This is a genomic window from Rhodocytophaga rosea (genome assembly GCF_010119975.1).
GTDB classification, from domain to species: Bacteria; Bacteroidota; Bacteroidia; order Cytophagales; family 172606-1; genus Rhodocytophaga; species Rhodocytophaga rosea.
Genome location: NZ_CP048222.1, coordinates 1,429,960 through 1,444,561, shown reverse-complemented (window position 1 = coordinate 1,444,561; position 14,602 = coordinate 1,429,960). Strand labels below are relative to the sequence as shown.

Here is a 14,602-nt window from a genome sequence, read left to right as displayed (position 1 = left end):
AAAAAAGGAAGATTCACTGAATCACGAATTGTAGCTATTCTCAAACAACAAGAACCAGGACAGACGATAGCATAAATAGCACGAGAGTATGCCATGAGTGAGGCGAATTTTTATAATTGGAAAGCTATTGGCGTATACAGATTTCAGAGCTACAAAGATTTAATACATTAGAAGAAGAAAATCGCCGGTTAAAGCAAATGTATGCCGACTTAAGTTTAGAGAACCAAGCTATTAAAGTTTTGCGGAAAAAGTAGTAAACCAGCAATAAAAAATGGACAAAAAGTTAAACTGCTGTTTATAGTTGATTTTGCATCAGATTCAATAGATATCAAGTATCCAAAAGATGTGTAGATTCTCTGCCAGTTGTACTATATATCAATAAATTCAATCACCTCCGTTTGGTGGCTTCTTCAGATTCGTTTCCATCTGATGAATTAACTCAGTTTTTATTTTCCTGAAAAAAATTCCAGGCCATTGTACCAAGACTTTACTAATGCCTAATTCTTCTGCTACTTCCATGGTGGATTTATCATATAGACACAATTAAATAGTCATTATATTAAACTCCTTATCAAATTGCTGTCTTTGCTTTTCACTATGAGCTAAGTTAAACTTTCTGCGCTCAACTTAATGTCCAGTCAAGTACGTTCATAATTCTGTATACATGCAAGGATACTGTACCTTCTTATAATGTAAGGCTATGGTAGAGATGTCAATTATAAAGGATTTTTATATCTAGAAAGGGTGATACGATTAAAAAAGTATAATAACATACAACAGGATAGTTTCAGAATATTATCTCTCCTAAAGCTCTCTAAGCTTAGAATAAAATTTCAGCTTATATTCCATTCGATTATAAAAAATCTACCTGCGATCTGGTATTAAATTTATTGTATATAACAGCAGTAAATATATGATAGGATTGATACTGATAAGTTTATGTTAATGTTAAACAATATAGCTCTCAGATAATGTAAATCTGCTCAACTAAGAATAATGATACATATTCAAATTAATATCTATTAAAATATTCAAAAGTTCGGCCATGAGTATAATTGTCCACAAAATAATACAAGAATAAGCTATATGTGGTTTTGATTTATTTAATGAACAATCATATTATCTGTGCCAGGTAGAATTTGTAAAATAATTATATACTAACTAATCAAGTGGGAGCAAATCTCTGCCAGGAATATGAGTAAATTTTACTTGCCTAAGATAAATGTAATAAAAACCAGTATAAGTATTATATGTTTATTTCTGTTGTCTTATTATGTAGATGCTCAAAATACGGTAGGAGTTGGGACAAATACTCCAAATAAACATGCAGTAATAGATATAGTTTCACCTTCTAATAATCAAGGTGTACTTCTTCCTCGTCTTACTACTGCACAGCGGACAGACATTCAATTTACTTCCTCTTTAACTTCAGCCGATAACGGATTAATCGTTTTTGATTCTAATAGTAAGAAATTCTATTATTGGAAAGATACACAATGGGTGGAAGGCTTAAGTAGTACAGTAACTTCTACTAATGGGTCAATATGGCATTCAGGCAATGGAATACCAATCAATAGTTTGGGTAATGAGGGTGATTTCTATATTGATATTAATTCCGGTGATGTATATGAGAAAGTTGATGGTGTGTATAGTAAGAAACTTAATATTAAAGGAGACATAGGACCACAGGGCACTCAGGGCTTAAAGGGAGAGAAGGGTGATGTAGGGCCACGAGGATCAAAAGGGGACGCAGGGCCACAGGGATTGAAAGGCGAGAAGGGTGATCCGGGAACACAAGGTCTTACTGGCTTACAAGGACAGAAAGGAGATACAGGTGCTACCGGGCCTCAAGGTGATAAAGGCCAGAAGGGCGACAAAGGAGATACTGGAGCGCAAGGGCCGCAGGGAATTCAAGGTTTACAGGGTGCCCAAGGAGGGAAGGGCGACAAGGGAGATATAGGTGATAGTGGTGTACAAGGCATGCAAGGAGAAAAGGGCGATAAAGGGGATAAGGGGGAGATAGGTTTACCAGGACCTGTTGGTGCTACAGGCGCTACCGGGCCTCAAGGAGTAAAAGGGGATAAAGGCGATATTGGTCCACAAGGTTTGAAAGGTGCTACTGGGGACAAAGGAGACACAGGTGATACAGGTATACAAGGACCTCAAGGGCAACAAGGCTTGCCGGGATTTGCCGGCACAAATGGTATAAATGGCTACAATAGTTTAAGTAAAACTACCATAGAAGCAGCAGGTGTAAATTGTGTCAGTGGTGGACAGAAGATTGAATCCGGCCAGGATCTCAACCGGAACAACATTCTGGATGCTGCTGAAATCACTTCTACTTCTTATGTCTGCAATGGTGCACAAGGAATAAAAGGCGAGAATGGGGACAAAGGAGATACTGGCCCGCAAGGAATAGCTGGGGTAAATGGCTTAGATGGAAAAAGTATCCTGAATGGAGCTATCAATCCACTATCCACTATTGGAATTAATGGAGATTTTTACATCAATATAACTACCAACACATTATTTGGTCCTAAAACAAGCGGTAATTGGGGAAGCGGCCTGGCTTTAATAGGCCCCAAAGGAGATACTGGTGCACAAGGCATGAAAGGGGATACTGGTTCTCAAGGTGTTCAAGGTATTAAAGGCGATACAGGAGATACCGGTGTACAGGGACCTCAAGGTATACAGGGAGAAAAAGGCGACAAGGGTGATACCGGAGCACAAGGTCTTACTGGTAGCCAAGGACAAAAGGGGGATAAAGGAGATCAGGGCGATATAGGGCCTCAAGGTCTAATAGGAGCTACGGGTGCTAAAGGGGACAAGGGCGATATAGGGGACCAAGGGATTCAGGGGTTACAGGGGCCTCAAGGAGGAATAGGCCCCAAAGGAGACAAAGGCGATCAAGGAGATACAGGGCCGCAAGGACTTACCGGAATAAATGGTACGAATGGCTTTAATAGCTTAACAAAGATTACTAATGAATCTATTGGTATAAACTGCGTGAATGGTGGACAAAAAGTAGAATCAGGCTTAGATATCAATAGTAACAACATATTGGATGCAGGTGAAATTTCTTCTACTTCTTTTGTTTGTAATGGAATACAAGGACCCACAGGAACGAATGGTATCAATGGATCAAATGGTTATAACAGCCTAACAAAAACTACCGCTGAGCCATTGGGTGTAAATTGTGTTAGTGGCGGACAGAAGATTGAATCTGGCCAGGATCTCAACCGGAACAACATTCTGGATGTTGTTGAAATCACTTCTACCTCTTATGTCTGCAATGGTGCACAAGGTCTGGTTGGTGCTACAGGGTTGAAAGGAGATAAAGGAGATCAAGGTATTCAAGGTTTTATAGGATCAACAGGATCGAAAGGCGATAAGGGGGACAAAGGAGATACTGGCCTGCAAGGAATACAAGGAGAAACTGGGCCTCAAGGACAAAAGGGGGATACAGGTGATACAGGGCTACAAGGTCCGCAGGGTCCTGTTGGAGCTATAGGGTTGCAGGGACCAAAAGGAGATCTCGGTAATATAGGTCCACAAGGGATTCAAGGAGAAGTAGGCCCGATTGGTGCTACTGGTCCACAAGGATCTCAGGGCACAAAAGGAGACAAAGGAGATAAGGGGGATACAGGTGATGTAGGCCCACAAGGACCTCAAGGCTTGCCGGGACTTGCCGGCACAAATGGTATAAATGGCTACAATAGTTTAAGTAAAACTACTTTAGAAGCAGCAGGCGTAAATTGTGTCAGTGGCGGACAGAAGATTGAATCCGGCCAGGATCTCAACCGGAACAACATTCTGGATGCTGCTGAAATTATTTCTACTTCTTATATATGTAACGGTTTGCAAGGCCTGGTTGGTGCTACAGGGTTGAAAGGAGATAAAGGCGATATAGGTGTCCAAGGCCCACAAGGTATTAAAGGGGACAATGGCGACACCGGACTACAGGGGCCTCAGGGCATACAAGGAGTAAAAGGAGATCAGGGTGATGTTGGGGCACAAGGGCCAAAAGGAGACAAAGGGGATATTGGTACACAAGGACCTCAGGGCTTGCAAGGTATAGCTGGTGTAGGTGGCACCAATGGAATTAGTAGTTTAAGCAAAACTACAGCCGAGCTTTCAGGCGTAAATTGTGTGAATGGCGGACAGAAGATAGAGTCAGGTTTAGATATAAATGCGAATAATATCTTAGAGTCAACCGAAGTTAGTTCTACTACCTATGTGTGTAATGGTACAAACAATATTAATTCAGCCGGTACAGGTATCAACATCAGTGGAGGGGTTATTTCAAACTCAGGTGATACCAATGCCGCTGATGATATAACTACATCCTCAACAGCAGGAGGCGACCTGTCGGGCACATTCTCAAATCTACAGCTAAAATCAAACGCTGTTACTACAAATGTGATTGCAAATAATGCGGTGACAGTTAGTAAAATCGGTACAGCAGGCCTGTTTGATGGAAATAAGGTATTAACTACAGATATTTTAGGCAACCCTTACTGGGGCGTTTTTCCTACGTTAGGAGGAGACATTACATCTGTTAATGCCGGTACTGGCTTAACTGGAGGAGCGTTAAGCAATGATGCCACTCTCTCCATTGCTCCTGGGGGAGTAGGCACTACACAGCTTGCATTAAATGCGGTTACTACCAATCAGATAATGGATGGTACAATCAGCACCAATGATTTAGCAGATGGCTCTGTAACTGCTGTTAAAATTCAGAATGGAAATGTGTCTGCTGCAAAGATCAATGCAGATGTGGCCGGTAATGGTTTAGGTAAAAATGGAACAGATGAGAGTCTGGAAGTAAATGTAGCCGCTTCAGGAGGCATTGAAATAGTTGCCGACCAACTGCAATTAACGAATGTAGGTACATCCGGTACCTATGGAAGTTCCACACAAGTGCCTGTACTAACAACTGATTCGAAAGGTAGAGTAACGAATATTACCAATACAACTATTTCAGCATCAGGAGATGTAACAGGAAATTTAAATTCAACTACTGTATCCAGGTTACAAGGCAGGCCTGTGGCCAATACGGCACCGGCAACTAACCAAATTTTAACCTGGGATGGCACTCAATGGGCACCTCAAACTTATATTACCGGCACTCTAAATGGTGGTACTACTAATTATATTCCTAAGTGGACTTCTTCAACTACGTTATCATCTACTTCTCAAGTTTATGATAATGGTACCAATGTAGGTATTGGAACCAATACACCAGGAACCAAGCTGGAAGTAGACGGTGCATTATCTGTAACTCCTGGTATAATTACTTCTGGCCTTTCTAGTTTTAATGTAATAGTCGGGAATAATACTTTTATAAAAATCACAGGTACTAATACCAATGATCAGAATGTTTCACTCGCTAACGGCATTAAGCCGGGGCAGATCTTGATTATTGCTGCGTATCAGACCAATGACAAAAAGCTTAAATTCAATGATAGTGGAAACTTAAATTTAGCCGGCGATAAGGATTTGAAACATGAAGAAACACTTACACTTATATGGGATGGTAATAAATGGTTGCAATTAAGTTATTCAAGTAATTGATTTAAAACCTTTAGCAACGCAGAATAAGAGCAAGTATGAAATTACGAATATATATATTTATACTGTGTATTTTAGAATCGGCTTTTGTACTGCCTTTGCAGGCACAAATGCTTACCAACAAAGGACAGTTGATTCATATAACTGCTAATACCATTGTGAGTGTGGATGGAAGCGCTGTGAATGAAGGTACTTTTACCAATAACGGTGCACTTTCGGTTTCTGGTGACTGGGATAACCGCAGTGATTATAATCCTGGTACAGGTACATTTATTCTGAATGGAAATACTCAACAGGCTGTAAGACACAATAATCAAAATTTTTATAAGCTCCAGATAGCGGGCATGGGTGAAAAAATCCTGGAGAGTCATGTTACTGTTACACAGGAATTACAACTCACCAATGGATTAGTAACACCAGATCAGCAATCTGTCTTCCTGATAAAAGAAAAGGCTGTGATTAATGGCGGTTCCAATCAGTCATACATTAATGGAAGACTCTTTCAGGAAGGGACTGGCAATAAGTTTTTTCCTATAGGGAAAAATGGACGCTATAAACCAGTATTGTTAGATCAAATAGAAGGTGTTTCTCCGGTTGCTGGCTTCGAACTTTTTGAACCGAATTTACAGGCTCAACCTGGAGGCGACTTACAGGAAGTTTCCCAAATAAGGTATTGGCAACAAACTATGCTTTCGGGTATATTGAATAAAGCATTTATTACCCTAAGCTTCGATCAGACTGAAAACTTTGCCAATATAGATTCACTTGTAGTGGCAGAGGCAAATGGGCCGGGAGGCGTTTTTCGTAGTTTAGGAATGAGTAAAACAACGGGCAGTCTTGTAGAGGGAACTATTACCAGCAAACTTCCTATTAGTGGGAATTTTTTCTCAATAGGGGTGGCTCGTAATGAAGTTACCTCAAATCTGCTATTCATCCCAAATGCTTTTTCTCCCCTTGCCGCCCTGGAAGAAGACCGGGTGGTAAAAATTTATGGAAAAAATATTTCCCAGGAAAATCTGCTGTTCAGGATTTATAACCGGTGGGGCAACCAGGTTTATGAAAGTACTTCACTGGAAGAGCTATCCTCTAAAGGATGGAATGGTACGAATATGAATACGGGCGCCACAGAAAGTAGCGGGGTATATACCTACACGTTGCAGGGGAAATTTAATACCGGAAAATCATTTAAAAAAGTAGGGACTATTTCACTAATTAAATAGGCGTATGCAAAATTTTACCCATTGGTTGAACTGCATTTCTTGCTATTTGTGCTCAATGGGATACATACAACCAAAGCAGTTATGGTATGTACTTTTGTTTATTCCGTATCTGTCAAGCGCCCAGGATGCTCATTTTTCACAATATTATGCCTCTTCTACCTATTTAAATCCTGCCTTACTTGGTGCTGAGAAAGATATCTGTTTTGGAATTAACTACCGTTCTCAATGGACCAGCATGGGCACTCCTTTTACTACAGGGCAATTTTCTTTTAGTATGCCGGTAGGCAAAAACAGCCCTGTAGATATACATCGCAATGGAATAGGAATCTCTGCATATACAGATGTGGCCGGAGAAAGTAAACAGTTTAAAACAAATGGGGTATACCTGTCTTTTGCCCATGATCTGGTGTTCGGGAAAAAGTATAACCAGATCGTTTCTTTCGGAGGGCAGGCCGGATTTATTCAAAAACGGATCAGTTACAATCATCTGCAATGGGGTTCGCAATATGATCCTGTCATGGGATTTAATCCTGGTTTGGTTTCCAGTGCCAGCCAGTTTTCAGACCAGCTTACAATGCCGGTAATCAGTTATGGAATAATGTGGTATTACAATCCGCGTAAAAACTTTTCCTATACTGATTCAGGCAATAGTTTCAGTAGTTTTTTAGGTTTTGCGGCATCTAATTTAAACAGGCCCAATGAATCGATGCTGAAAAGCGAATCAAACCGGTTGCCTGTGTTATATAAGCTGCATGGAGGAGCTGAGTGGAAACTATCTCAAAGCTTTTATATTTCTCCCAATTTTTTAGCCATGCGGCAAAACAACGCTACTCAGGTTAATATAGGGTATTATGTTACCTATACCACTCATAGTGGAAAGGCTATAAATGTTCCATACAATTTTATGCTGGGTGGATGGTATAGGGTAAAGGATTCCTTTATTTTTTCAACAGGTGTACAAGTGAAAAACTATTCTTTCGGTTTTAGCTATGACATGAATATTTCGTCTTTGCGCTATTATACACGTTCCAGAGGTGCCTATGAAATTTCTATTGCCTATAGAATTAACAAAGAATCTCAAATCCGAAGGTATTCAACGCCCCTGATGTAAACTGGTAACAGGAAAATTCTATTCAAGCAAAATATAGATTATATATTAAGTTACATAGTACAATGAAAAGTAGAGCAGCTATCTTCCTAATGTACCTGATCATCTGGATCAGCAGCTGTATCTTTTCTTTTCCTTCTCTGGCACAATCTTCCCCATCCAAAAAAGTGCTGAAGCAACATCTGCTTCATGCAGATTATTACTGGCAGCATGAATTGTATGCGGAAGCTGCTAAATATTACGGAATTGCTTCCAGAATAGCCCCGGATGATTCTTATATAACCTACCATCTGGCCCAATGCCACCGGCATTTATTCGATTACAAGTCAGCAGAAAAAGAATACGGCCAGGTGTACTACTCGGCTGCCCAAAAATATCCTGAGGCTTTGTTTTATTATGCCTTGATGCAGAAGTTTAATAAGAAATATGTAGAGGCGATAAAAAACTTTGATTCTTTTATAGAAAATGCAGTAGTAAATGAAGCGTTTGATCCTGTAACAAAAAGCAAATTAATCGATAGAGCAAAACTTGAAAAAGCAGGCTGTGCGTTTGCCTTTGCACAGTTGTTACTTCCATGGCGAGAGTTTAATTTTTCCCAATTACCTAAACCGGTAGTATCCGATTTTCACGATTATGCTCCCATTATAGTTGAAAACGACAGTGCCCTTATTATTACTTCCGGCAGGGAAAATACTACGGGGAAAATAAAAGACATCAAACTTGGGGAATATCTTAGTGATATGTACCGCTTTCATGTAGATTCAACCGGCTGGAATAAAACCATCAATAATGACCAGTTTGAGGCCATAAATACACCATGGGGGGATGGCACAGGCACATTTAATGCTTCGAAAGATAAGTTCTACTTTACAAGCTGTTATGAAGAAAATTCTTCGTGTAAAATATATCTTACTACCCTGCAAAATGGTGTATGGACTAAACCAGTGAAATTAAATACGCAGGTTAATCTTACTGGTTTCGATTCCCGGCAGCCTGCTTTATCCCCCTCAGGCGATACTTTATATTTTGTTTCTAACCGTCCGGGTGGATTCGGTTTGAATGATATATGGATGAGTGTTTCCAGGAGAAATGAGAACTGGAGCCAGCCAGTGAATGTAGGAAGTAAAATTAACACACCTCAGCAGGAATTATCACCTTATTATAATGCCGTTGAAAATAAGCTTTTCTTTGCTTCTGATGGACACATTGGCCTTGGAGGATTAGATATTTTTATGGCAGACGGGCCAGATAAAGAAGTGATAAATATGGGCTTCCCTATCAATTCCGATAAGGATGATTTCTTTTTTATAATGGGTACCACAACTGGGTATTTGTCATCCAATCGTTCGGGCACTTATGGCAATTTTGATATATACTCTTTTAAAATCAAAAGCAGCGAAACGGTTCTGGCTTTAATCAACAGAAATCTTTTAGAGAAAAAAATAGATTTATCATACCTGGCTTCATTTAACCTGGATTATCTTCCGGAAGAAGATAAGTTAGCTGTAGACAGAATTGTATCCCGAAAAGAAGCAGGCCGCCTGTACAAGAAAGATTTACCTTTAGATAAAGAAGATGCTTTCTTTTATGCACACTTATCTACCGAAGAAAAACAAAAAATTGAACGGATGGTAGACCAACGGATAAATCAATTAACAGAATCCGATCTATCCGTATTGAGAGGGCAGGATGAATTTTATTATCAAAATTTAGCAACAGAAGATAAGGAACGAATAAATAGGATGACCAAGGCATTTCTCCAGGCAAAAATCAGTAATCAGGATATTGTGCTTACTGATGAGGATGCCTTCTACTATCAAAAGCTAAGTTATGAAGATAAACAGCGGTTAAACAGAGTAATAGCCTCCCGCATCCATGAAGAAACTGATCCATTAGTAGACCCTACTAGCTTATCAACAGAAGACCGTTTCTATTATGAGAAATTACCTGCAGCTGAAAAGGAAAGAATTAACCGGATGATAGCTGCAAAAAAAGCCCTGCAAGAAAGTGGCGAAGATATCGCTCTTAATGAAGAGGATTCATTTTACTATACCCATCTTTCGGAAGAAGAGAAAAAAATTGTTAACAGAATTATTTCTACCCAGCTAACGAATGCAATTGCCAGTTCAGATGTAAGTTCATTACGTGAGCAAGAACAGTTTCAGTATCAGCAATTGCCTGTCAATGAGAAAAATCAGATAAGTTCTCAACGTTCCAGATTTAAAAATGGCGAAAAAATAAACGCTCAAGATGCCTCATTAAATAATTTCTCTATGGGAGATTATAATAATGTGAGTATTAGTGGAAAACTGATGGAAACGGCAACCCGATCTCCGGCTGCCGGAATAATGATTCCCTTGGTAAATGAAAAAGGTTCTATTATAAAAATGATAAGAACTGGCGAAGATGGAAGCTTTAAATATACGAATCTGCCATTAGATGAGAATTATAAAATACTCATAGAAACTCCTTCCAGCAATATTGCTGAGCCTTCTAAATATTATGTGGAAGACCTGCAAGTAATAGGCTATGAAGAAGCTCCTATTTCAATTAATTTAAAAAACATTTATTTTGATTTTAATAAATATGCACTTAGAAAGGAATCTATAGATATTTTAGAAAAACTGGCAGACTTTTACCACCGGTTCCCGGATATACAAATAGAAATCCACGCTTATACGGACAGTATTGGCTCAGATGCATACAATTTAGTATTAAGCAGACAAAGAGGGGAAGCCGTGTTAAATTATCTGCTACAGAAAGAACTTCCTTCCCATGTGTTGGTAGTGAATGCCAGAGGAAAAAGCAATCCTGCAACTTCAAATGAGGATTCCACTGGAAGGCAAAACAATCGGAGAGTTGAATTTTTGATCAAAGGAGGCCCCTTATTATATAATCAAGATTTAAAAACTTACATTTTACCAGCAAGAACCAGTTTAGAAAGTATTGCCAGGGAAACTGGAATGACTGTTAAAGAATTGCAAGAACTCAATAATCTAACCTCTGATTTCATAGAGCCTTATCAACCTATCAAAGTAAGGATTTCTAAAAAAAGTGAAACATCAGGCTTTACTAAAAATAAGAAATCCTCCCCGGAAAAATAATCCTACGACTATCTGGCACTGATACATTACATGAGCTTTTATGCCATAAATCAATGCTTTTGTTGGTTTGTATAAGATTTTTTTAATTTCAAGCGTGATTAGATTTTAAATAAACCTTATTCTTTTATAAAAGAAAGAATCCTTTTGTTAAAGGAGAAGATTTTTGATGAAATATACTGGTATTAGTAAATGGTTTGTTTTTATACCTATATTCTTTATGGGTATGATGCCTTATTGGGCAAAATCACAAGGCCATGATATTAAATTTAAGCATATCCTTCAGGAACAAGGTTTATCGCACAAAAATGTACTATGTATTTTACAGGATAGTAAAGGCTATATCTGGTTTGGTACAAAAGAAGGATTAAATGTATATGATGGCTATTCAATAAAGGTATATCTACATGATTCTTTAAATACCGAAAGTTTGTCGAGTAATCACATTCAGGCTTTATTTGAAGATAGAGATGGATATATCTGGATAGGAACCTATGATGGCGGCTTAAACAGGTTTGATAGAAGAACAGGTAAATTTAAGATTTACTCCTACCGGGAATCTGCAACAAATGGGTTGAGTTCAAACAATGTTTGTACCATTCTGCAGGATAAGACAGGGAATATCTGGATTGGTACCTTTGGAGGAGGACTTTGCAAACTGAATCCCACCAACAATACCTTCAAGGCATATCAAACTCAACCTGATAACCCTCAAGGCTTAAGCGCAAATTCTGTTTTTTCCATTTATGAAGACAATGCAGGTATACTGTGGCTAGGTACTTTTGGGGGAGGGCTCTGCCAGTTTGATCCAAAAAAAGAACTTTTTTCAACCTACTTCTACAGCAGTAACGATGCAAAAGGGCTCGATATCTATTCAATCTTTGGAGACAATTCAGGAAGCTTATGGATTGGAACCAATGGAAGCGGTTTATACAAATTAAATAAGCGTACAAAACAGTATAAAATCTATCGACATCAGCCCGAAAATAGTAAATCATTAAGCAATAATTATGTACAGGCTATTCAACAGGACGCATTAGGGATACTTTGGATTGGTACAAAAGGAGGTGGTTTAAATCGGTTTGACCCGAAAAAAGAGGAATTTACTTCCTATACGCATGATCCCTTTAAGTTCCTCTCAATCAGCGATAATACAATCAATACGCTTTATCTGGATCAGGAGAAAAATTTGTGGATAGGTACCCAAAGTGGAGGGGTAAATAAATTTGAGACGCAGAATCTTGCCTTTACAACCTATGCAAATGATGCTGGCAGTACCCAAAAATTTATAGCAGGTTCAGTTATATCGTTATATGAAGATTCTAACAAAACGCTCTGGATTGGTACGTTCGGTGATGGCCTGTATCTCTATGACAAACAATGCGAAAAATTTACATTATTTAAAAGCAAACTTGCTGATTTTGGCAGCTTAAATCAAGACATTGTAACGGCAATTTGCGAGGATAATGCCGGAGATATGTGGATAGGTACTTCTGATAATGGTTTATACAGATATACACAGCGCACAAAAAAGCTCTTGGTTTATCAAACAGATCTGTTTGCCAATAATCCTGCCATGCTGAGCAGCAATTCAATAGAAGCCTTGCTAAAAGACAGGATAGGTAATATATGGATAGGAACGTATGATGGTGGATTATGTAAGTATAATCCAGAAGCAAATCAGTTTACCAGCTATCAGCATGACCCAACCAATGCTAGATCTATCAGCAGTAATACCATTAAAGTCATTTACGAAGATAAAGCTGGCAATTTGTGGATTGGTACAAAGGATTCAGGCATAGCTAAGTTTGATCCCTCCACTCAACAGTTTACTAACTATAAGCGGACGCTTAAGGAGGGAAATGGATTAACAAGCAACTATATTACAGCTATTTCAGAAGATAAAGAAGGCTTTATCTGGATTGGTACTTTTGATGGAGGTCTTAATAAATTCGATCCAAAAACTAAGACTTTCGAAACATTTACTGATAAAAAAGGACTGCCAAGCAATAATATTTGTGGGATATTAATAGACACTACTGGAAATATATGGATAAGTACTACTAAGATGCTTTCCAGATACAGTGCTGCTACCAATAATTTCAGACATTTTGCTGCTGATGACGGATTGTATAACGATGAATTTGTACAACGCTCTTACCATAATAGCAAAACAGGAGAGTTATATTTTGGGGGGTTAAATCATTTTATAAGTTTCTATCCGGATCATATACTCGACAATAAGTACATTCCGCCAGTCTATATTACTGCTTTTAATCTTTTTAATCAAAAGAAGGTACTTGAAAAACCAATCTGGGAAACCAAGGTTATTGAACTAAAGCATGACGATAATTTCTTTTCATTTGAGTTTGTTTTGTTAAGTTACCTAGATGCTGACAAAAACCAATATGCGTTCAAAATGGACGGTATTGATAAAGAATGGAATTATGTAGGAAATCAGAGAAGGGCAACTTATACCAACTTAGATGCAAAAGAGTATATTTTCAGGGTGAAAGCAGCTGATAAAAATGGGGTTTGGAATGAGAATGAAACCACTATTAAAATCATCATTCACCCTGCCTGGTACAACACATGGTTATTCAGAATAGCATTTGTAGCTACCATTGTAGGAGCCAGCTTTCTATATTATAGAGCAAGAATTAATTCCATTGAAAAGCAGAAAAAAATCTTGGAAGGGCTAGTCTTAGAACGGACCGCAGAGTTAATTCAGAAAAATGAGAAAATAGAAGCTCAAAAAAATAGCATTGAGGTAACAAATGCAAGCTTAGTAGAGGCTCATTATATAATTGAAGAACAAAATGAAGAGCTTAAAGCTATAAATAATGAATTAGAGAGCCGGGTAAAACAAAGAACCAGAGAGTTGACAGAAACGAATGAAGAGTTAATAAAGAGTAATCAGGAGTTAGATATGTTCATATATAGAGCCTCCCATGATATTAGAGGTCCTATTGCTAGTATTTTAGGCTTATGTAAAGTAGCACAATTAGATATAAAAGACGAGACGGCATTAATGTATATAAAAATGCTGAATGAAAATTCAGAACAAACCAATAAACGGCTGCTTCGGATTTTGAGCATTTATGATGTTAGAAAAACCGTAATCCGGCCAAAAGAAATAGCTTTACAACCATTTGTATCAGATGTTATTAATTCTTTTAATAATTTGGATGGTTTTTCAGATATCAGGTTTGATCTTTCAAAGATCAAAAATATTTCTCTGATGACAGATGAACTTCTTCTTCGGTCAGTATTACATAATTTAATCGAAAACGCCATATTATACCGCAACCAATCCTCTGATTCACACAACATAAATATAGCTGCTTCTGAAGTAAATTCCCAGAATATATGTATTCAAATCAGCGATAATGGTATAGGTATCCCCAAAGAAGTGCAAGGCAAATTATTTACTATGTTTTTTAGAGGAACATTTCATACAAGTGGCGTAGGACTTGGCTTGTACATTTCAAAAATTATTGTTGACAAATTGAAAGGCAAAATTTACTTACAGCCGCAAAATAAACAGGGAACAGTATTTGAAATTCAACTTCCAAAGCTGTTAGTTTTTTAAAAGAATTTTA

Annotated in this window: 5 protein-coding genes; all 5 read left to right on the top strand. The window is 38.2% G+C overall.

What is annotated here, in order from left to right:
• Positions 1 to 1,194 precede the first annotated feature (1,194 nt).
• The 5 genes from GXP67_RS06130 to GXP67_RS06110 all read left to right on the top strand — a co-directional run bounded on the left by GXP67_RS06130 (position 1,195) and on the right by GXP67_RS06110 (position 14,592).
• A complete protein-coding gene (locus GXP67_RS06130) occupies positions 1,195 to 5,574 on the top strand; it encodes a DUF7151 family protein (protein ID WP_162442326.1) in 4,380 nt (1,459 codons plus the stop codon).
• Between the two features lie 35 nt (positions 5,575 to 5,609).
• Complete coding sequence (locus GXP67_RS06125; protein WP_162442325.1) at positions 5,610 to 6,791, top strand: T9SS type B sorting domain-containing protein; 1,182 nt, start codon at positions 5,610 to 5,612, stop codon at positions 6,789 to 6,791.
• A 55-nt stretch (positions 6,792 to 6,846) separates the two neighbouring features.
• Positions 6,847 to 7,902, top strand: a complete 1,056-nt coding sequence (locus tag GXP67_RS06120) for a PorP/SprF family type IX secretion system membrane protein (RefSeq protein ID WP_162442324.1) — start codon at positions 6,847 to 6,849, stop codon at positions 7,900 to 7,902.
• 62 nt (positions 7,903 to 7,964) lie between these two features.
• Entirely contained in the window at positions 7,965 to 11,003 is a 3,039-nt protein-coding gene (locus GXP67_RS06115; protein WP_162442323.1) for an OmpA family protein, read from the top strand.
• Positions 11,004 to 11,226: 223 nt separating this feature from the next.
• On the top strand, positions 11,227 to 14,592 hold the full coding sequence (locus tag GXP67_RS06110; protein ID WP_162442322.1) for a sensor histidine kinase: 3,366 nt from the start codon (positions 11,227 to 11,229) through the stop codon (positions 14,590 to 14,592).
• The last annotated feature ends 10 nt before the right edge of the window (positions 14,593 to 14,602 follow it).

Coding starts and splice junctions, on each gene's coding strand:
- GXP67_RS06125 (WP_162442325.1), top strand. CDS start 5,610: ATGAAATTACGAATATATATATTTATACTGTGTATTTTAGAATCGGCT.
- GXP67_RS06120 (WP_162442324.1), top strand. CDS start 6,847: ATGGGATACATACAACCAAAGCAGTTATGGTATGTACTTTTGTTTATT.
- GXP67_RS06115 (WP_162442323.1), top strand. CDS start 7,965: ATGAAAAGTAGAGCAGCTATCTTCCTAATGTACCTGATCATCTGGATC.
- GXP67_RS06110 (WP_162442322.1), top strand. CDS start 11,227: ATGATGCCTTATTGGGCAAAATCACAAGGCCATGATATTAAATTTAAG.
- GXP67_RS06130 (WP_162442326.1), top strand. CDS start 1,195: ATGAGTAAATTTTACTTGCCTAAGATAAATGTAATAAAAACCAGTATA.